The sequence below is a fragment of the Streptomyces sp. NPDC054863 genome, from assembly GCF_053610825.1.
On sequence record NZ_JBSGZD010000001.1, the window covers coordinates 24,008 to 43,704 of the forward strand.

A 19,697-nucleotide genomic window follows, 5' to 3' on the forward strand; every position below is an offset into this window, starting at 1 on the left:
GTGGTGGCTGACGCAGGCAGGTTCACGTGGTCGTCCTCTCGGGGGCGTCGGGCCCGGTGGTGCGGGTGCGGCCCGGCGCGGGATCCGACGTCGGCGCCCCGCGCCTGGTGTCGTGCGCCCTGCGGCCCCGCAGCGTGCGGACCGCGCCGCGCAGGACCGCGTACCCCTTGGCCTCGCCCTTCGGGTCGATGCCGAAGGACCGGTTGTGGTGCAGGTGCAGCAGCGAGCGCAGCGCCTCGTCGCGGTCGGCCTGCGGGGTCGTCGGCGCGAGGAGCAGGTCCCCGTACGCGCGCGGCTCGGGCGACCGCGTCCACAGCTCGCCCAGCGTGGGCACCCCGAGCGCATTCGCCGCGTGCACGGCGAGCCCCCCGGGACGTATCAACTCATCTGCCAGGGAGCGATGTTGCTGGTACGAGGCGTGCTCGGGTCCCTTGGTGAACATGCCGTCCACCCACCCGCACCAGTCCCACTCCCCCAGCGACTCCAGCAGCATCGCGTGCCCCACCGCCGCCAGCACCTCGTCCGGGACCTTGGCCGCGCCCGCCTGCCGGGCCCGGGCCTGGAACACCGCCGCCCGGCTGTCGGTGAGGAACACGCCCTCGGCGGCGGCCTGGAGCGCCTCGCCGCCGTAGCGGTCGGATTCGGGCCGGTAGGTGTCCAGTTGGAGGGTGCGCACGACGCCGGAGGCGGTCATCGCGCGGACGTGCCGGGCGAGCACGGGCAGGACCTTGCCGTACAGGGTGAGGGGGTCGCCGTGCAGGCGCAGCCGCAGGTGGGGCTGCGGGTCGCGGTAGCGCAGGAAGAACCACCGGTCGACGTCGTCCTCGATCTCGGCGAGGAGCGCCGGAAGGCGTCCGGCGAGCAGGGCGTCCATGGTCCCGGGCTCGGTGTACAGCTTGGCGAACAGCCAGTCCTCGCCGGGGAGTTGGATGCGGGTGGGGGCGGTACGGAGAGGGACGGGTGCGGTGGGTGCGGGGCGTCCCCGTCCTCGTACGAGCGGAATGACGACCTCGGTGCTGTGTCCGTCCACCCAGCCGAGCCCCGCGCCGTCCGCCGTGATGTCCTCGAAGAGGACGAAGCGGGCGTCGGGGCGGGCCAGTTCGGTGCGCAGGAGGAGGCGGTCCCAGTCCTGGTCGAGGTCCAGGGGGAACATCTGGTCGTTGCGGGCGAGCTGGAGGCGGGCGGGCACCCGGTTGCGGGTGCGCCAGGCGTCGAGGCCGCTCTCCCACGGGCCCACGCCGCCGCCCCTGGCTGCCTCCTTGAGCCGGTCCCCGGTGAGCCAGCGGCGCGGCGAGGTGAGGACGCGCCCGTACCGGACGCGGGGCAGGTACGGCAGGACGTCCAGGCCTGCCCAGTCCCAGCCCGACCACACCCGGCGGCGCGCGTTGCCGAGGTCGGCGATGAAGCGGGCGACGGGCGGGGCCTCGCGGTCGAGGGCGAGCATGTGCGGGACCACGGGGACGACGGGACGGCCGGTGGCGGGGTCCAGGAGGCGCAGCCCGTCGTCGCCCGCCGCGACCAGGAGGGTCCGCCAGTCCAGGCAGTGCGCGTCGCCCCGGTCGTCGGGCACGCCGACGGGGATGCGGTACGGGGCGAGCCGGGGCACCTGGACGAGGTTGAGGGAGCGGGCGTTGCGCGGGCGGACCTCCAACTGGGCCACGATGAAGTCCTGTTGGCCCTCGCCGACGAGCGCGCGGAGCGGGTCGGTGAGTCCGGCGGCCGCCGCGAAACGGCCGGCCGTCGCGCCCGCCTGCCAGGAGCCGATGTGCGGGCTGCCCAACAGGGTGTAGTCGCCCCGGTCGAGCGCGGCGGTGGAGTCGGCGAGGACCTGGAAGCAGAGTTCGAGGGAGCGCGGCGGCAGCGCCTGCGGGTCGTGGTCGGCGAGCCGGGCGAGGCGGCGCACGTCGTCGTCGGCGAGTTCGACGTCGCCGCCGTCGAGGATCGCCTGGTGGACGAGTTCGGCGACGGCCGCACGGCGGGGCCGGTCCGCGTCGGCGCCGGGCCCGATGACAGCGTGGGCGGGAGCGCCGCCGGGCTGGTACTCGGGCGGCAGGCCGAGCCCGCGGTGCGGGTCGAGGAGTTCGCCGAGGGGGACGGCGGATGCGGTTCCGTACCGCTCGATGAAGCGGTCGCGGTAGTCCCGCATGTGTTCCAGGGTGGCCCACTCGGGGGTCATGGCCCAGATCGCCGAGGCGTACCGGCGGACGTCGTCGGCGACGGAGTGCGGGAGGACGAGGTCGTCCTCGTACAACAGGTCGGCCTGCACAGGAGGCCTGTCGCGTGCGTCGCCGGCGCCGGCGGCGCCCAGTTCCCGGACGCTCTCCAGCAGTGCCCGCCAGGACTCGCGTCCCTCTCCCGGACGGTCCCGTTCGTGCGCGGCGGCGGCCTCGCGGACCGCGCGCAGCCCGTGCGCGGCGTCGGGCTCCGCCGCGTCGAGGACCGTACCGAGACGGTCGAGGAAGGCGTCGTCGATGCGGTGCGGGGTGAGGGAGGTGAGCAGGAACCCGTGCTGCACGAGGCCCGCGAGGAGGCCGTCCAGACGGGCCGGGTCGGTGCCGGGGTTCTCCTCGGTGAGTACGTCGAGGAGCGCACGGTAGCCGACGGGGCGGGCGGCGGCCTCGCGTACCCGGGCGACGGCGCGGTTGTCCCGTACGGACGTCTCGCGTTCGCCGGTGTGCAGGGTCAGCCGGCCGTCGCGCAGCACGCACAGGTCACTGAGGACGACCTCTGCCTGGGACCTGACCTGCGGATTTTTCAACCAGTCCTGAACGCGCCGGTGCAGCCAGTCCCCGTCGAGCCGCACCGCGACCCGGCCGGGCCCGCCGGTCTCGGCCTTGGCGGCGTCCCCGAAGCGGGCGGCAGAGACCCCGGCGAAGAGCCCGAAGGGGGTGGGCCTGCCACCGGCCCGGCGGGCGTACCGGGAGAGCGCGCGGGCGGCACCGAGGGCGTGCTTGCGGCTGAGGGCCTCGCCGCCTTCGCCGTCGAGTTGCCGGAGCACCGCGGAGAGGCTGCCGCTGGCGACGTCGACGGCACCGCGCAGGTACGGGTCGGCGGCCAGGGAGCGCAGGCCGGGGAGGGGGTCGGCGGGGTCGACCGGAGGTACGGGACGGGTGCGCGGGGTCCCGGCGCGACGGACCACGACGGGCTCGCACACCTCGAAGAGGGGGAGGCCGTTGCCCGGTCCGGCACCGGTCTGAGCCGCACGCTCGCGCTGGTTCGTAGGAGTTTCCACGTCGTCCGCCTCGCCTTGCTCGCCGCCCGTGCCGGTCCCGCGTCCGGCCGGGGTTCCCACCGGGTCCACGCGAACGCGGGGCGGACGAGAAGTCGTCCGCCCCGCGTCTTCATCGTCAGGTGCTGTCGGGTACCGCGGCCAGGGTCAGCAGCAGACGGGACAGCGGGTGCCGATCGCGAAGCTGCTCGGCGAGGTCCACGTCCCCTGTCCGAACTCGTCGGCTCCGTCGGCCACATCCGAGATGCGCAGGTCCAGGTCGAGGTCGGCCGAGTCCTGGGTCTCCTGAAGAGCGAATTCGATGCGCAAGGCGTACTCCCTAAGGTAGTTGTGCCACACGGAGGTGGTGGTGCCACACAGAGCTCCAGCACCACAGGACCCTCACGAGCCCCGTTCGCCACATAGTCACCGACTGTCCCATCGGTTCGGGAGTCGAAAATCAGACAACGATATTCGGCCAGCGGTACGCGCCCCGGGCGTCCTCAGACGCCGGAAGGGCGGAGCGCGGCGAACACGCCCTCCCGCTGCGTGCCGTCCGGGGACGCCCAGGGCGCGGTGACATGGGCCCGGGTCCCGTCCGGCACCGCCGTGCCCAGTACGCGCGTCACCGACAGGGTCAGCGGACCGGACGCCTCGCCGGTGCTCACGGCGACGGTCGTGGCGTGCGTTTCCTCGTGCGCCTCACCGGGGACGAGCCCCCGGGGCAGCGCGAGGCCCGTGGTGCGAACCGTGACGGTCGGGTCCGGGGTGTCACTGGCGCTCTGCTGCTGCGGCTCGGCGCGGCCCTGGAGGAGCGCCAGCAACTGGGCGACGAGAACCGGGTCCTGGGTGCCGTCGTACACCCAGCGCCTGCCCAGCACCCCGTGCTCCGTCATGCCGACGAGGGCCTGCTCGGCGGCCCCTTCGAGCGGCGCGCCGCGATAGGTGACCGGGACGTGGTAAGCGACCGGGCGCTCCCCGGACGTGTCCGTGACCACCATGAACTCCAGGCCCACCGTGCCGGACGTGAGCCGTTGTGACGTGTGACCACTCCGCGACCCGGTTCCTCCGAACAACTTCCTGCAGCGGGCGCTGTGGGAGGGCCGTCGAGCCAGGCGCTGATTCTGGCCAAGTCCGGTGAACGTCTCCACGCCTTCGAGTGGGCGAGCCCGCTCTTCCTGGCTGCCGGTGATCGAGTCGCCTTCGAAGGCGGCAGCTTCGTCGTCGTGCGGGCCGGTGGAGTGCGGCTGTCGCCGGCCGGTGACTGGTCCACTCGTTGCGGGCCCGGGTCTCTGCGCCGCCGGTAGAGGCGTCAGGGGTACGTACGGAGGACGCACGAAGGCCGCAGGGAGGCCGTATCGGCCTCGCCTCCAGCCTCGGCCCCAGTTCCTGCGCCTGCGCCCACGCCCGGCAGTGACACCACCATGGTGAGGCCGCCGCCCGGGGTGTCCTCCGGGGTGAGGGTGCCGCCCATGGCCTCGGTGAGTCCGCGCGCGAGGGCGAGGCCGAGGCCCACTCCTACGGTGTTGTCGGTGTCGCCGAGGCGCTGGAAGGGGACGAAGACGCGGTCCCTGCCCTCCGGGGGCAGCCCGGGTCCCCGGTCCGTGACGCGCAGTTCCACCCGGTCGCCGAGGGTGCTCGCGGAGAGACGGACGGGCCGGTCGGGCGGGGAGTGGCGTACGGCGTTGCTGATCAGGTTGGCGATCACACGCTCCAGAAGTGGCGGGTCGCTGAGCACCGTCGGCGCGGTTTCCAGGTGGGCGACCACGATCTGCGGCGCGTCCGGCGGCAGCCCGCCCAGGGCGGCGGGCAGGACCTCCTCGAAGGCGGTGGGCCGCAGGGCGGGGGTGAGGGCGCCGGCCTGGAGCCTGCTCATGTCGAGGAGGTTGTCGATGAGGCGGCCGAGCCGGGCCATGGACTCGTCGGCGGTGGCGAGGAGCTCGTCCTGTTCCTCGCGGGTGAATTCGACGTCGGGGCTGCGCAGCGAGCCGATGGCCGCCCAGCCGATGGCGAGCGGGGTCCGGAGGTCGTGGCTGACGGCGGCGAGGAGCGCGGTGCGCATCTTGTCGGCGGCACGTAGCGGCTCGGCGGTGCGCACCGGCGCGACCGTGTGCATCGGCTCGACCGCACGTATCGGCTCGACCGCGTGCACCGGCTCGACCGCGTGCATCGGCTCGACCGCGCGTATCGGTTCGACCGCGCGTATCGGTTCGGGCGCGGCGGCGGCCTCTGCCGGGCGGTCCCGTTCGACGGTGGCGACGATGTGCGCGGCGAACACGGTGAGCGTGGTGAGCGCGCGGTGCAGACAGACCTTGAGCCTGCCCCGCGCCCGCCGGTCCAGCCGCCGACCCGGTTGCGGATGCCGGCCCAGCCGCCGGCCCGGTTGCCGGCCCTGCTGATCCCTCAGCGCCCCCGCGCCCTCGGTGTTCAGAACCTGTCCGAGTTGATGCGGGCGGCGAGCAGGTAGCCCACCAGGGCGACGGCGACGAGGGTCCCGACGATGTGCTCCACGGTCATGATCTCCCCAACTTCCCTGTGACGGTGGCCACTTGGTCCACCCGCCCATCGTGGGACCAGTTGTACGGGGAGGAGCGAGGGTCTTGACGCGGTTCTGACGCCGTACCGTCGTATCCCTACGTTTCCCTGGCACGGCAGGTCGGCCGCCGTATGGGACGTGCCAATTCCGCGCTCCACAGGGCGATTCCCCGCCACCGGAACCCTAAGTTCCCTGTGGGCCGCCAGCTCCCGCTCCCCGTTGCTCTGCCGTCGCGTACGGCCGGGTCATGCCTCCATCCCCCAGAAGGTCTCCCCCGCGATGCTTCCCGCCGCTCCCCCGAAAACTCCGCGAACCCCTCCCGCCCCGAGGACCCCGCCCCGCGCACCCGCCCCCGTTCCCACCCCGTCACACGGGCGCGCCCGGCGAGCCGGGTTCCTGGACCCCGTACAGCTGCTGAAGGCGTTCCCCGAAGCGCTGCGCAAGCTGCATCCGCGCACCCTCCTGAAGAATCCGGTCCTCTTCGTCGTCGGCGTCGGGTCGGTCCTCACCACCCTCTCGGCGCTGATCCACCCGTCCGTGTTCGCCTGGGTGATCAGCGTCTGGCTCTGGCTCACCGTGATCTTCGCGCAGTTGGCCGAGGCGGTCGCCGAGGGGCGGGGCAAGGCGCAGGCCGAATCGCTGCGCAAGGCCCGTACGGACGCGGTGGCGGTGCGGCTGCGGCACTGGACGTACGGCACCGACCTCGACCGTGCCGAGACCGAAGAGGTCGCCGCGACCGAGCTCCAGCTCTTCGACTTCGTGGTGGTCCGCGCGGGCGGGACGATCCCGGCGGACGGCGACGTGGTCGACGGCGTCGCGGCGGTCGACGAGTCGGCCGTCACCGGTGAATCCGCCCCCGTCATAAGGGAGTCGGGCGGCGACCGCTCAGGGGTCACCGGCGGTACGAAGGTCCTTTCCGACCGCATCGTCGTCCGCGTCACCTCCCGCCCCGGGCACTCCTTCCTGGACCGGATGATCTCCCTGGTCGAGGGCGCGTCCCGGCAGAAGACCCCGAACGAGATCGCCCTCAACATCCTCCTCGCCGCCCTCACCCTCACCTTCGTGCTGGTGGTCGTCGCGCTCGCCCCGATGGCCGGTTACGCGGGCGCCGCCCAGTCCACCACCGTCCTCGTCGCACTCCTCGTGACGCTCATCCCCACCACCATCGGCGCGCTGCTCTCCGCGATCGGCATCGCGGGCATGGACCGCCTGGTCCAGCGGAACGTGATGGCCATGTCGGGCCGCGCGGTCGAGGCGGCGGGCGACGTCGACACGCTCCTCCTCGACAAGACCGGCACCATCACCCTCGGCAACCGCGAGGCCACCGCCTTCATCCCGATGCCCGGCGTCACCGAACCGGGCATCGCCGACGCCGCACAGTTGGCCTCGCTCTCGGACGAGACCCCGGAGGGCCGCTCCGTCGTCGTGCTGGCCAAGCAGCGGTACGGGCTCCGCGAGCCCGCCGACGGCGAGCTGGGCAGCGTACGGTTCGTCGGCTTCAGCGCGCAGACCCGGATGAGCGGCATCGACATCCGCCGGCCGGACGGCGCCGCCTGCTCGATCCGCAAGGGCGCGTCCGCGCAGGTCGTGGAGTGGGTACGGATGTACGGGGGTACGGTCCCGGCCGAAGCGCTCCAGTGGTCGCAGGCCGTCGCGGCGAGCGGCGGCACCCCGCTCCTGGTGGCGGTGCTCGACACGCACGGCCCCCGGATCCTCGGCATCGTCCACCTCAAGGACGTCGTCAAGGACGGCATCAGGGAGCGCTTCGCCCAGCTCCGCCGGATGGGAATCCGTACCGTGATGATCACGGGCGACAACCCGCTGACGGCCCGCGCGATCGCCGAGGAGGCCGGGGTCGACGACTTCCTGGCCGAGGCGACGCCCGAGGACAAGATGGCGCTCATCAAGCGCGAGCAGGCGGGCGGCAAGCTCGTCGCGATGACCGGCGACGGTACGAACGACGCGCCGGCGCTGGCCCAGGCGGACGTGGGTGTGGCCATGAACACCGGCACCTCGGCCGCCAAGGAGGCCGGGAACATGGTGGACCTCGACTCCAACCCCACCAAGCTCATCGAGATCGTCGAGATCGGCAAGCAACTCCTCATCACCCGGGGCGCATTGACGACCTTCTCCATCACGAACGACGTGGCGAAGTACTTCGCGATCATCCCCGCGATGTTCACCTCGGCCTATCCGGGCCTCGACGCGCTCAACATCATGGGCCTGCACAGCCCCACCTCGGCCATCGCCTCGGCGATCATCTTCAACGCCCTGATCATCGTGGCCCTGATCCCCCTCGCCCTGCGCGGAGTGCGCTACACCCCTGCCTCCGCACACGACCTGCTGCGCCGCAACCTGACGATCTACGGGCTCGGCGGCCTGGTCCTCCCCTTCGTCGGCATCAAGCTCATCGACCTGCTGGTCTCGCAGATACCGGGGCTGGGCTGAGACGGAGGGCCGCCGGACCGCCGGACCCGCCGGACCGCCGAACCCGCCGGACCGGCCGGACCGCCAAACCGCCGGACCGCCAAACCGCCCGCGAGAAAACCCGCGTGCCCCCGACGGGCATGCAGGGTTACGTTCGTCCCATGGAGCCCACGGATTCGGTACGGGTAAGGCTGATGCGGCAGAGCGACCTCCCGTCGGCGGAGCGCGCGTCGGCGGTGACGTTCCTGGAGGGCGACCGGAGCAGCAGGAGGGTCAACGATCCCGAACCGCAGCCTCGTTCGGCGGCGGAGTCCGCCGGGTGGATCGACCGGATGAGCCACTTCCTCACCACGGACCCGGAGGGCTGCTGGGTGGCGGTGGACGGCCCGGCCGAGGAACGGGTCGTCGGCTTCGCCCTCTCACAGAACCGCGAGGACCTGTGGTTCCTGCTGACGTACGGCGTGCTGCCCGGCCTCCAGGGCAAGGGCATCGGAAAACGCCTGATGGACGCCGTACTGGCCCACGCCGGCGACCGTCGGGGCATCTTCATCTCGACCGTGCACCCCGGGGCGACCCGCCGCTACTGGCAGGCGGGGTTCGCGTTGCAACCTCTGATGAGCCTGTCAGGAACGGTCGACCGCACGACGCTCCCCGCAATCACCGGGCTGCGGGAGGGCGGGGCCGACGACATCGAGTGGATGGACCGCGTGGACCGGGAGGTACGCGGGGCCGGCCGCGGCACCGACCACCTCCACATGCAGGAGACCATGCGGCTGGTCGTCTCCACCGAGGAGAACGGACGGCGGGGGTACGTCTACACGGAGACAAACGGCCGAGCCCACCTCCTGTCCGCCCAACACCCGTCCACGGCCCAGAAGTTGCTCTGGGAGACACTGGCCTCGGCACCCCTCACCCAGGACCGCACCCTCGTCACCTACGCCATCACCGCCGCCAACCACTGGGCAGTGGACGTCGGCCTCGCCGCCCGCCTCGACCTCGGCCAGGAGGGCTACCTGGCCCTGCGCGGTATGGAGCCCCCGGCCCCGTACCTGCCGAGCGGCCGGTTCCTCTGACGCCTCCACGACGCGGCGGTCATGACGGCCCGTGTCGCCCCGTTCTTCGTCGAGGACGACGACCGGGCCCGGACCCTCGCCGGTCGAGGTCCGGACCGAAGGGACTGAAGTGACCGAGTTTCCCAATGGCGGCTGCACGGTGACTTCACCACCACATCGGACTGCCCCGTACGGGCAAACCCCTGGGAGCACCGGTCCGCCGCGCGCCCTGAACAGGGCCTCAGCCGGAAATTCACTGGCGCCGAGTTCCGAACTCCCGCTAGAAAGGGGCTCCATGAGCACCTCCACGCCTGCCGCGTCCGCCGTAGCGCCCGTCGCAGCCGACCCACGTACCTTCGTTCCCACCACGCTCGGCCTCGGTGACGCACGCCTGCGCCCGTGGAGCCTCCAGGACCTCGAATCCCCGGCCCTGCTCGACGGGCTGATCGCCGCTGCGGCGGATCCGCAGATAGCCCTCTGGAACCCGCTCCCCACGGCCGACCTCGAATCCGCCGCCAAGTGGCTCGAAACCCGTGCCAAAGCCTGGTCCGCAGGCACCCTCGCCACCTTCGCCCTCCTCGACGGCGGCACGAACAGCACGGACGGCGACGACGCCGACCTCACGTTCCTCGGCGCCCTCACCGTCCGCTGGACCGACCGCTCGGACGGCCTCGCGATGATCGGCTACTGGCTGCTCCCCGCCGCCCGCGGCCGGGGCCTGGCCACCCGGGCCGCCGTCGCCGCCACCGACTGGGCCTTCCGTACCGCCGCCGTTCGCCGTCTCGAACTCGCCCACGCCGTCGAGAACGAGGCCTCCTGCCGGGTCGCCCAGCGCTGCGACTTCCCCGCCGAGGGCACCCTCCGTGCCTCGTACCGCTTCGGCGACGGCGAGTACCACGACGAACACCTCCACGCCCGCCTGGCCACGGACCCGAGGCCGGGGGCCGACACCCGCGGGTGAACCCGCCGCCCGCGCCCCTCGGAGCCGCCCTGAACCACCCCGAGCCGCTCCGTGCCACCCCGAGCCGCTCCGCGCCGCCCCGTACCGCCCGGATCATCCGAGGGATCGGTCAGAACGTGGCCTCGATGTGGGCGAGTTGAGCGGCGAGGAGCTCCTCGAAAGCGGCCTGCCGGTCGACTCCCAGGGGGCGGACGTCGCGGGCGAAGTGGGCCAGCGCAGGGAAGCGCTCGGGGTCGGCGCCGAGCACCGTGACGCGGAACAGCTCCATGCCCTGTTCGTACTCGTCGGGGGCCAGAGCGCCGACCCCGGCCTCCGAGGCGACCAACGCGGCGATGAGTACCGCGATCCGGTGGTAGTGCACCGGGATCTCCGCGTCGGGCAGCCCCGACGCGCGCAGCGCCTGCAGCGTCTCCTCCACGACCAGCCGTGAACCGGTGCCGCCCGATGCGTATCGCCCCCAGGTCGTGGCGAGTTCGGGGTGCCGGCCGAAGGCCTCCCGTACGCACAGGGCCAGGGCCGTGATGCGCTGCTTCCAGTCGCCCTCGGGACGGTAGCCGTCCATGGCGGTCAGGAGGACCCGGTCGGCGACCGCGCGCAGCAGTTCCGTCTTGCTGCGGAAGTGCCGGTAGAGGCTGGAGGAATCGGTGCCGAGCACCGCCGCCAGCTTGCGCACGCTGAACGAATCGGCGTCGCCCGTGCGCAGCAACTCCGCTGCCGCGTCCAGGATCTCCTCGGTCGACCAGCGCCTTCTGCCTGTCATTCCGTCTCCCCTGTCCCTCTCGTCGGGTCACCCTAACTCACGCACCCGGCCGTTCACTTGGGCATGCGCCCACTCATGCACCTGAGAATGCACCCACACCTGCACCCGCCAATGCGCTTGGTGTTGCACGCACCGCGTGCATAATGAGGAAAGGAGCACGCCGAGGGCCCAACTGCGGTCGTACGGCGCCCTGTTCATGCCCTGTCACCCGGGTCGGACGGCTGCCGACGTGCGGCGCCCGCCCGGGACCTGCGAAAGGACGCATGCCATGAGGAACCCGCTGAATCCCGCGAAGCTGACCGCCGCCCTGGAGAACGTCCACCGCGCCGGGGTGCCGGGACTGTTCGCCGAGGTGCGTGACGGCGACCAGGTCTGGCGCGGCGCCGCCGGGGTCGCCGACGTCGACACCGGCCGCCCCGTCACCGCCGACATGCGCCACCGCATCGGCAGCGTCACCAAGACCTTCACCGCAGCAGCGGTGCTTCAGCAGGCCGAGAGCGGTCGGATCGGCCTCGACGCACCGATCGGCCGGTACCTCCCGAAGCTGGTTCCCGGAGAACGCGGGGAGGCGATCACGGTACGGATGCTGATCAACCACACGAGCGGCCTCGCCGAGTACCTCCCGTACGCCTATCCCTCCTTCAGGCCGTTCCCCGTCCTCGCGGACACCACGCCGCAGAGCATGGACGACCACCGGTTCACCCGGTTCGACCGCACCGAACTGATCGGGATGGGGGTCACCGCACCCGCCGTCGGCACCCCGGGCGGCCCGTTGGGGCTGTACTCCAACACCAACTACCTGCTCCTGGCCGAACTCCTGCAAGAGGTGACCGGCGTCGCGGCCGAGCGGTGCATCACCGAGAACGTCATCGAGCGCGCGGGGCTCCAGGACACCCGATTCCCCTCCGGGCCGCACATCGAAGGACCGCACTCGCGGATGTACGAGTCGTGGTTCGGCATGATCGACCCGCCGCGCGACTACAGCGTGTACGACATGTCCTACTGCGGCCCCTCGGCCTCGCTGATATCGACCGTCGCGGACGTCAACCGCTTCTACGCCCTGCTGCTGGCCGGCAAGATCGTCGACCCGTCGCCGCTGGAACAGATGCAGCGCACCGTCCCGGTCGTCTCCCAGGAGCTCACGACGATCGACTACGGCCTCGGCCTGTACCCGATGAGGACGCCCGGGAAGCGCACCTTCTGGGGCCACGGCGGCACCACCTGGGGCTCCGGCACACTCTCCATGATCCGCGCCGACGGCAGGCGGCAGATGTCCGTGGCGATGAACCTCCAGAGGTGGAACAGGCTCGACGCATCGGGCAGGCCGCAGCCCCACCCCATCGACGGGGCGCTCGCGGCGCTCCACGAGGCGGCGATGTACGGCTGACCGGGCCGGGCCTCCTCACGCGGTGACGCGGTAATCGGCCCGGCGCCGCGTCACCCCTCCCGGGCCGGGCCCCGACGTAGGCTGGACACGGCCGGAAACCCGCAGGTGAGGGACAGGAGACCCAAGTGGCCGAGACGACGACGGCCGAGGTGACGGCCGAGGTGATGGCCGAGGTGATGGCCGAGTTGGCCGGGCTCGACGACCCGAGGGCACGTGCGGTGAACGAGAAGCACGGTGACGATCACGGGGTGAACCTCACCAAGCTGCGCGCGCTCGCGAAGCGGCTGAAGACGCAGCCGGATCTCGCGCGCGAGCTCTGGGCGACGGACGACACCGCGGCGAAGCTGCTGGCGATCCTGATCTGCCGCCCGAAGGCGTACGGGCGGGACGAGTTGGACGTCATGCTGCGCCGGGCGCGCACCCCCAAGGTGCACGACTGGCTCGTGAACTACGTGGTGAAGAAGAACCCGCACGCGGAAGAGCTGCGCCTGGCCTGGTTCGCCGATCCGGATCCGGTGGTCGCGAGCGCGGGCTGGGCGCTGACCACCGAACGCGTGGCGAAGAAGCCCGAGGGCCTCGACCTCCCGGGACTGCTCGACGTCATCGAGGCGGAACTGAAGGACGCCCCGGACCGTCTGCAGTGGGCGATGAACCACTGCCTGGCCCAGATCGGAATCGAGCACGCCGACCTCCGCGCGCGTGCCGTCGACATCGGTGAGCGGCTACAGGTGCTCAAGGACTACCCGACTCCCCCGGGCTGCACGTCCCCGTTCGCGCCCGCCTGGATCGCCGAGATCGTACGCCGGCAGGACCACGGGGCACGGGCCTGAGAAGGCTGTTCAACGCCGCCCGCGCCGCCGTCCGGAGCGGGTGTCCGCCGCGCCGGGAGGTTTCCGGCCCTGGCGTGCGGCGGCCAGGCTCCCCTGGCGGGCGATCGGGGCTCCGAGACCTTACGAAACGCGGACGTCGGCCCCGTACCCGGGTGCGCGGGCACCGCACGGCGGGGCCGGGTGCGAGGCTGAGGACATGCAGGAGCACAGGCAGGAGCACAGGCAGGAGCACCGGCAGCACGCGCGGAGGGTCCTGGTCGTGGACGACGACCCGACGGTGGCCGAGGTGGTCACGGGCTACCTGGAACGGGCGGGTTTCACGGTGGACCGGGCCGACGACGGCCCGGGCGCGCTCGGGGCGGCCGAGCGGCACTGGCCCGACCTGGTCGTCCTCGACCTGATGCTGCCCGGCATGGACGGTCTCCAGGTCTGCCGGCGGCTGCGGGCCCGCGGGCCCGTTCCGGTGATCATGCTGACCGCGCGCAGCGGCGAGGAGGAGCGCATCCTCGGCCTGGAGGTCGGCGCGGACGACTACGTCACCAAGCCGTTCAGCCCGCGGGAGCTGGTGCTCCGGGTCGAGTCGGTGCTGCGCCGGGCCGCCCACGCGCCGACGCCCGGGCCGCCGCTGCGGGTCTCGGGCCTGGAGGTGGACCCGGTGGCCCGCCGAGCCGCCAAGGACGGCCGCGAACTCGCCCTCACTCTCCGGGAGTTCGACCTGCTCGTCCACTTCCTCCGGCACCCGGGGCAGGTGTGCGGCCGGGAACAGTTGATGCAGGAGGTGTGGGGGTGGGAGTTCGGCGACCTCTCCACGGTCACCGTCCACGTGCGGCGGCTGCGGAGCAAGGTGGAGGACGATCCGGCCAGGCCCCGGCTCATCCAGACCGTCTGGGGCGCCGGATACCGCTTCGACCCGCTTCCCGAGCTCGATCCGCCGCCTGAGCTCGATCCGCTTCCCGAGGCCTGACCGACCCGCTTCCCGAGGACTGACACCCGTGGACGACATCCTGCTCATCGCCCTCTACGCCTTCCTCGGCGCCGCCGGGGCCGGGCTGCTCGGCGCGCTCGTCCTGCATCTGCTGCGGCGCCGGTCGATCGCCGTCTCGCTCACCGTCGTCGCCGCCGTCGCGGTCACCGCGATGCTCGCCGGGACCCTGGCCGTCGCCCAGGCGATGTTCCTGTCCGCCCACGACCTCTCCGTGGTCACCCTGGTCGTCGCGATGACGGCGGTGGTGTCCCTTCCCACCGCCCTCCTGCTCGGCCGCCGGCTCGTCGTACACACCCGCCGACTCGCCCTTGCCGCAAGGGAGTTCGGAAACGGCGGTACATTCGTCGCCCCGCCGGGCCCCGCTCCCGCCGAACTGGCCGCGCTGAGCGCGGAACTGGCCGCCACCGGTGAGCGCCTGGCCGCGTCCCGGCAGCGCGAACGCGCCCTGGAGGCGTCCAGGCGCGAGCTGGTCGCCTGGATCTCGCACGACCTGCGCACCCCGCTGGCCGGACTGCGCGCCATGTCGGAAGCGCTGGAGGACGGGGTCGTAGCGGACACGGCCCGCTACCACCGGCAGATCCGCACCGAGGTGGACCGGCTCAACGCGATGGTCGGCGACCTGTTCGAGCTCTCCCGCATCCATGCCGGGGCGCTCGCCCTGGTACGGGCCCGCATCTCGGTGTACGACCTGGTCGGGGAGGTGCTCGAAGGTGCGGACCCGCTCGCCAGGGAGCACGGGGTGCACCTGGTCGGGGACCGGGTCGAGGCCGTCCCGGTCGAGGTGGACGGCAAGGAGATGACCAGGGTGCTGGCCAACCTCCTGGTCAACGCGATCCGCCACACTCCCGCCGACGGCACCGTGGCCGTCGCCGCCGAACGCCTCGCCGACACCGTGGTCCTCTCCGTCACCGACGGCTGTGGCGGCATCCCGCCGGAGGACCTGCCCCGGGTCTTCGACACCGGCTGGCGCGGCACGGCGGCCCGGACCCCTCCGGCCGGCGCGGGGCTCGGCCTGGCCATCGTGCGGGGCATCGTCGAGGCGCACTCGGGCCGGGCGGAGGTCCACAACGTGACCGGCGGCTGCCGCTTCGAAGTCACCCTGCCGGCGTCGGACAGTCCGTGTGGCCCAGCTCGGTGAGGCCCGGGGGTCCCAGAAGTCCCAGAGGCCCTGGCAGCTTCGGGAGTACGGGAGTGAAGCGGCCGAAGTAGCGGCGTAGCGCCGTACGCGACTACCCGGGTACGGGGCGCGAGACCTCGGTCACCGTGGCCGTGCCGACGGTCGGCCCGCCCTCGTGCATGGTGATCACGTCGCCGCGTGCGAGGTGTGTCCAGTGCTCGGGGGTGAGGGGCGCCAGCCGTACGGCGGCGGTCTCGCCCGGGCCGAGGGTCTCCGCCGATTCCACCCACAGTCTGGCGATGCTCGTGGACCGCGCGCCGTCGGCGGTACGGAGGCCGATGTCCCACACGGGAGTGAGCCGGCCGTCTCCGGCGAAGGCACTCCGGCGGGTTCCGCCCTCTTCGGGCGTCAGCAGCGTCAGCGTCGCGCGGAAGACACCGTGCTCGGTCTCCCGCGCCCGCCACCCGCACCAGCGGCTGCTGCGGTCGAGCATCATCTGGCGCGCGGCCTCGGCGAGAAGCTCCCAGAAGGCCACGGGTACGGACACCGCCCGGCCGTCCCCCAGCTCGACGAGGAGGTACAGCGCCAGCTCCCACTCCCGGCAGTCGAGCTCCCCGTGCACGTCCCCGGCCGTGACGCCGCTCGCGGACACGGCCGCCTCGTCCGGCAGGAGGCGGGCGGCCCGCCGGAGGAGGGTGAAGGCGTCCACCACGGCATTCACGCGTTCCACCGGGTTCACCGGGTCCACTGGGTTCACTGGGTTCACTGGGTTCACTGGGTCCACGCGTTCCACGGACAGGTGCGAGCGCTACTCGCCGTCCGCGTACGCCACCGCGGCGCCGTACCCCTGCCGCACGGAGACGTCCGTCAGCCGCCAGCCGGGGATGTCGCCCGGCCGCAGACCGGTACCGACGTACGTCCCGTCGAGCGGTACGGCGATCCCCGTCCCGGTCCCCTTCAGGTACGCCTCCTTCCGGCACCAGCAGCGGCCGAACGCGGCCTGCCGGGCGGTGTCGTCCGCGTCGAGGGCGGTCAGTTCGGCGCGCTCTCGCGGGTGCAGGGTGGTGGCGACCTCGTCCGCCTGGGCGGCGTCGGGAAGGAGTTCGACGTCGATCCCGACCGGAGTCGGGCCGAAGGCGAAGAGGACCAGGTCACCGCTGTGCGAGAGCGAGAAGTGGAGGTCCGATCCGGGGACACAGGGACGCCCGTGGGGCTCCGGGCAGAGGGGGCAGGTCTCGCGGCCCAGGACGACCGCGGCCGGGTCCTCGCCGAGGTATGCGCCGAGCAGGCGGCGGAGGCCGATGTGGGCGGCGGCGTAGCGCTCCCGGTCGACGTCCCTGCGGAAGGCCGCGTGACGCTTCTGCTCGGCGGAGTCGAAGAGGTCGCACGCGGCGGCGCCCGCCTCCGCGTAGTACTCGGGGGCACTCAGCTGCCAGATGTCCGGGGCCCCTTGGGGTCGCGGGAACACCTCACCCGCGAGGGCTCCGGGCAGCAGCGTGCGCGGCACACGAGCCGCACCGGGCACCGAGGCGTCTCTCGTGGGGGACCCCATGCTCAGAGAGCTTGAGGAAGGATCGGACATCGGGGCCTCGCAGGGTGATCGGGACGGGAGCTGCAGCATTTCACGCTTCGGCCCACGTAGGTCACTGAGTCACTGAGTCACTGGGTCACCGGGGCGGAGGCGACAGCCTCCCGGTAGGGGCGGGAACGCTCTCTGGCCCCTGCTCACAGCCACTCCGGCCGGTCCGTGCCCCACCTGCTCACCACACGCGACCAGTTGCGCGGCGACCCCTCGTAACTCACCGGAGGAAGCGCGTGTTCGAGCCTGCCGTAGGGCGATTCGGGGACGGCGGCCGTCCACTGCCGGGGATCGTACCGACCGTCGCCCACGACGGGCTCGGCCACCGCCGCCCGCAGCTCTCCGTGCACCAGCCAGGACGCCGTGCCGACGAGCGAGTACCTCAAGTGGGTTCCGCATCCCGTGGCTTGACGCTCCGTCAGGGCGCGTAGTACGCCCGCCGCGATGAGGTATCCGGTGCTGTGGTCCAGTGCCTGGGCGGGCAGGGCTCCCGGCCGGTCGCCTTCCGCCGCTCCCTCGGACTCGATCGCCGCGATGCCGGTGCCCACCTGTACGAGGCTGTCGAAGCCGCGCCGCCCGGCCCACGGTCCGGTCCACCCCCAGGCGCAGAGCTGGGCGACGACCAGGCCGGGGCGGCGTTCCCTCAGCTGCTCGGGGGCCAGCCCGAGGGGGTCCAGCGCGCCGGGCCGGTATCCGGACAGGACGACGTCGGCCGAGGCCAGCAGCACCTCGAAGGTGTGCCGGTCGGCTTCGTCGGCAAGGTCGAGCAGCGTCGAACGCTTGCCCATGCCGGTGTCGGCGTACGTGTCGGCGTCCTCCGGCAGGTGCGGCGCGTCGACACGCAGTACGTCCGCGCCGAGCAGCCCGAGGGTCCGCGCGGCCACCGGCCCCGCGAGGACCCGGGTCAGGTCCAGGACCCGTACCCCCTCGGCCGGAAGCTGCGCCTCCGCCAGCCGCCCGGCACCACCGCCGACCGCGCGCCGCGTCTCGACCAGAGGTACGTCGGGAGCTGCGTGCGGGGGTACGTCGGGAGCTGCATGCGGGGGTACGTCGGGAGCTGCATGCGGGGGTGCCTCCGGACGCGCCTCCCCACCTGCGCGCAGAGGCACCTCCGGACGCGCCTCCCCGGAGGCGTCCGGCGCCAACGCCACCGCGAGCCCTCCCGCCGCGTACACCGCCTCCTGCACCTGCCGAGCGGAACGCTTCGCCAACTCCCCCGCCAGCACCTCCGCGAGCGCCCGGTCGTCCCGGGATCCGCCATCCGGAATGCCCAGTGCGGCGAGCAGCCGGGCCCGGTGGTGCGGGTAGTTGGCGTGCGTGCGCACCCACCCGTCGGCGGTACGCCAGAAACCGGACAGCGGTGCGAAGTTGACCGGGGCGCGCCCGTCCATCCGCAGCACCCGCTCGCTGTGGAACGCCGTGGCGACGGCCCCTTCGGAGACCCGTACCGCGGGCACCTCCCCGCCGCTCCGCGCCGCCGCCAGTTCCGCGGCGGCCAGCGAGCAGACGCCGACCGATGCCCGCGCCAACTCCCGCACCGGCAACCGGGCGGACAGGACGTCGCCCGCGTCCCGCACGTACGAAACCTTCTCGACGAGCCCGGGCGGACCGCCGAGCGCCGACCAGGCGTGGGCGGTCGCGGCGTCGCGGACGGGTCCGGGGGCGCGGTCGGGGCCGGAGTTCGTCATCCCGTCAGGATGCAACATGCGGGCCCCGCCGGAGCCCGCATGTGATCCAGTTATCACGCCCCGTCCCATCGCCTCCGCAGGGTCGAGGAGCTGCGGAAAATTCGCGCGCGCCAGGGGGCCGGTAGAGGGATGATCAGGGCCATGTGTGCCGCCAAGAGCAAGATGCATGCCGACGAGGCCGACATCGACGTTCCGCTCGTACGACGCCTGATCGAGGCCCAGTTCCCGCAGTGGGCCGGGCTTCCCGTCGAGGCGGTCGCTTCGTCGGGTACGGAGAACGCGATGTTCCGGCTCGGGTCGGAGCTGGTCGTGCGGCTGCCCCGGATCGCCAGGGCCGTCGACGACGTGGAGCGGGAGCAGCGGTGGCTGCCCGAGCTGGGGGCCCGGCTCCCGGTCCCGATTCCCGCACCGGTGGGGGTGGGGGCGGCCGGTGCGGGCTTCCCCTGGACCTGGTCGGTCTACCGGTGGCTGGAGGGGAGCAACCCGGAGGTGGGATCCGTACCCGAACCTGACCTGCTGGCAAAGGAGTTGGCCGAGTTCGTGACGGCGCTCCGGCGGATCGCGCCCGCTCCGGGCGCACCCGTCTGCGGGCGGGGCGGGCCGCTCACCGCGCCGGGCCGGGACGCGGCGACCCGCAGGGCCGTCGAGGAGTTGCGCGGTCTTCCGGAGGAGGGCGTGGACGTCGACGCGGTGACCGCCGTGTGGGAGTCGGCGCTCGCGCTTCCCGGGGGTTCGGGCACGGATGAGACGCGCTGGGTGCACGGCGACCTCTCGCCCGGCAACATCCTCCTGCGCGACGGCAGGCTCTCGGCCGTCATCGACTTCGGCACCGTGGGCGTCGGCAGTCCCACCGTCGACCTGATCCCGGCCTGGAACCTCCTGCCCGCCGATGCCAGGCCCGCGTTCCGTGCCGCTCTCCGGGTGGACGACGCCACGTGGGAGCTCGGGCGGGCGTGGGCGTTGTCCATCTCGCTCATTCAGCTCCCGTACTACCGGACCACGAACCCGGCGCTCGCGGCCAACTCGCGTCACGTCATCAGGGAAGTACTGGTGGACGCGGGGCTCGCGCCCCGGGGGTGAACGGGCGGGCGGGCGACCGGCCCCGTTCACGCTGCGCATAATCGCCGGCAGCTGAATCGTCTCGCCGTTCGCCGGTCACTCGTTAGC

The 19,697-nt window shown here is 72.7% G+C and carries 16 protein-coding genes and 1 pseudogene; 8 read left to right on the forward strand and 9 right to left on the reverse strand.

The window, feature by feature from the left end:
- Nucleotides 1–22: 22 nt before the first annotated feature.
- From ACWGIG_RS00105 to ACWGIG_RS00125, 5 genes and pseudogenes are all read right to left on the reverse strand, one after another.
- Nucleotides 23–3,154, reverse strand: a complete 3,132-nt coding sequence (locus tag ACWGIG_RS00105) for a lantibiotic dehydratase (protein WP_453319246.1) — start codon at nt 3,152–3,154, stop codon at nt 23–25.
- A 222-nt stretch (nt 3,155–3,376) separates the two neighbouring features.
- Nucleotides 3,377–3,538 (reverse strand): SCO0268 family class II lanthipeptide, encoded by a 162-nt coding sequence (gene lanA, locus ACWGIG_RS00110; RefSeq protein ID WP_453319161.1) that lies wholly within the window; start codon nt 3,536–3,538, stop codon nt 3,377–3,379.
- 173 nt (nt 3,539–3,711) lie between these two features.
- Nucleotides 3,712–4,209, reverse strand: a complete 498-nt coding sequence (locus ACWGIG_RS00115; RefSeq protein ID WP_453319162.1) for a maltokinase N-terminal cap-like domain-containing protein — start codon at nt 4,207–4,209, stop codon at nt 3,712–3,714.
- Nucleotides 4,210–4,520: 311 nt separating this feature from the next.
- Nucleotides 4,521–5,300: pseudogene (locus tag ACWGIG_RS00120) on the reverse strand (sensor histidine kinase); the annotation flags it as partial.
- A gap of 335 nt (nt 5,301–5,635) precedes the next feature.
- A complete protein-coding gene (locus tag ACWGIG_RS00125; RefSeq protein ID WP_453319163.1) occupies nt 5,636–5,725 on the reverse strand; it encodes a potassium-transporting ATPase subunit F in 90 nt (29 codons plus the stop codon).
- Nucleotides 5,726–6,023: 298 nt separating this feature from the next.
- Between ACWGIG_RS00125 and kdpB the strand changes: the two genes are divergently transcribed.
- The 3 genes from kdpB to ACWGIG_RS00140 all read left to right on the forward strand — a co-directional run bounded on the left by kdpB (nt 6,024) and on the right by ACWGIG_RS00140 (nt 10,184).
- Entirely contained in the window at nt 6,024–8,192 is a 2,169-nt protein-coding gene (gene kdpB, locus ACWGIG_RS00130) for a potassium-transporting ATPase subunit KdpB (RefSeq protein ID WP_453319164.1), read from the forward strand.
- Nucleotides 8,193–8,332: 140 nt separating this feature from the next.
- Nucleotides 8,333–9,244: a GNAT family N-acetyltransferase gene (locus tag ACWGIG_RS00135; RefSeq protein WP_453319165.1), complete on the forward strand. Its 912-nt coding sequence runs from the start codon at nt 8,333–8,335 to the stop codon at nt 9,242–9,244.
- Nucleotides 9,245–9,518: 274 nt separating this feature from the next.
- Nucleotides 9,519–10,184 carry a GNAT family N-acetyltransferase gene (locus ACWGIG_RS00140; RefSeq protein WP_453319166.1) on the forward strand — a complete coding sequence of 222 codons (666 nt, stop codon included), beginning with the start codon at nt 9,519–9,521 and terminating at the stop codon, nt 10,182–10,184.
- A gap of 109 nt (nt 10,185–10,293) precedes the next feature.
- Here the strand turns inward: ACWGIG_RS00140 and ACWGIG_RS00145 are convergent, their stop codons facing one another.
- Nucleotides 10,294–10,944, reverse strand: coding sequence for a TetR/AcrR family transcriptional regulator (locus ACWGIG_RS00145; RefSeq protein ID WP_453319167.1), 651 nt, complete (start codon nt 10,942–10,944; stop codon nt 10,294–10,296).
- 268 nt (nt 10,945–11,212) lie between these two features.
- On the opposite strand from ACWGIG_RS00145, the gene ACWGIG_RS00150 reads away from it, so the two are divergent.
- From ACWGIG_RS00150 to ACWGIG_RS00165, 4 genes are all read left to right on the forward strand, one after another.
- Nucleotides 11,213–12,331 (forward strand): serine hydrolase domain-containing protein, encoded by a 1,119-nt coding sequence (locus tag ACWGIG_RS00150; RefSeq protein WP_453319168.1) that lies wholly within the window; start codon nt 11,213–11,215, stop codon nt 12,329–12,331.
- A 164-nt stretch (nt 12,332–12,495) separates the two neighbouring features.
- Nucleotides 12,496–13,161, forward strand: coding sequence for a DNA alkylation repair protein (locus tag ACWGIG_RS00155; protein ID WP_453319247.1), 666 nt, complete (start codon nt 12,496–12,498; stop codon nt 13,159–13,161).
- A 196-nt stretch (nt 13,162–13,357) separates the two neighbouring features.
- On the forward strand, nt 13,358–14,125 hold the full coding sequence (locus ACWGIG_RS00160; RefSeq protein ID WP_453319169.1) for a response regulator transcription factor: 768 nt from the start codon (nt 13,358–13,360) through the stop codon (nt 14,123–14,125).
- A 28-nt stretch (nt 14,126–14,153) separates the two neighbouring features.
- The gene (locus ACWGIG_RS00165) at nt 14,154–15,284 is read left to right on the forward strand and encodes a sensor histidine kinase (protein ID WP_453319170.1); all 1,131 of its coding nucleotides are present in this window, start codon (nt 14,154–14,156) and stop codon (nt 15,282–15,284) included.
- Between the two features lie 91 nt (nt 15,285–15,375).
- Here ACWGIG_RS00165 and ACWGIG_RS00170 read toward each other — a convergent pair whose 3' ends face one another.
- The 3 genes from ACWGIG_RS00170 to ACWGIG_RS00180 form a co-directional block, all read right to left on the reverse strand.
- Nucleotides 15,376–15,993, reverse strand: a complete 618-nt coding sequence (locus ACWGIG_RS00170; RefSeq protein ID WP_453319171.1) for a hypothetical protein — start codon at nt 15,991–15,993, stop codon at nt 15,376–15,378.
- Nucleotides 15,994–16,071: 78 nt separating this feature from the next.
- Nucleotides 16,072–16,815: a 4'-phosphopantetheinyl transferase family protein gene (locus tag ACWGIG_RS00175; protein WP_453319172.1), complete on the reverse strand. Its 744-nt coding sequence runs from the start codon at nt 16,813–16,815 to the stop codon at nt 16,072–16,074.
- A 173-nt stretch (nt 16,816–16,988) separates the two neighbouring features.
- Complete coding sequence (locus ACWGIG_RS00180; protein ID WP_453319173.1) at nt 16,989–18,530, reverse strand: CoA transferase; 1,542 nt, start codon at nt 18,528–18,530, stop codon at nt 16,989–16,991.
- Nucleotides 18,531–18,671: 141 nt separating this feature from the next.
- Here ACWGIG_RS00180 and ACWGIG_RS00185 point away from each other — a divergent pair, with 141 nt between their 5' ends.
- The gene (locus ACWGIG_RS00185) at nt 18,672–19,610 is read left to right on the forward strand and encodes an aminoglycoside phosphotransferase family protein (RefSeq protein ID WP_453319174.1); all 939 of its coding nucleotides are present in this window, start codon (nt 18,672–18,674) and stop codon (nt 19,608–19,610) included.
- Nucleotides 19,611–19,697: the final 87 nt, after the last annotated feature.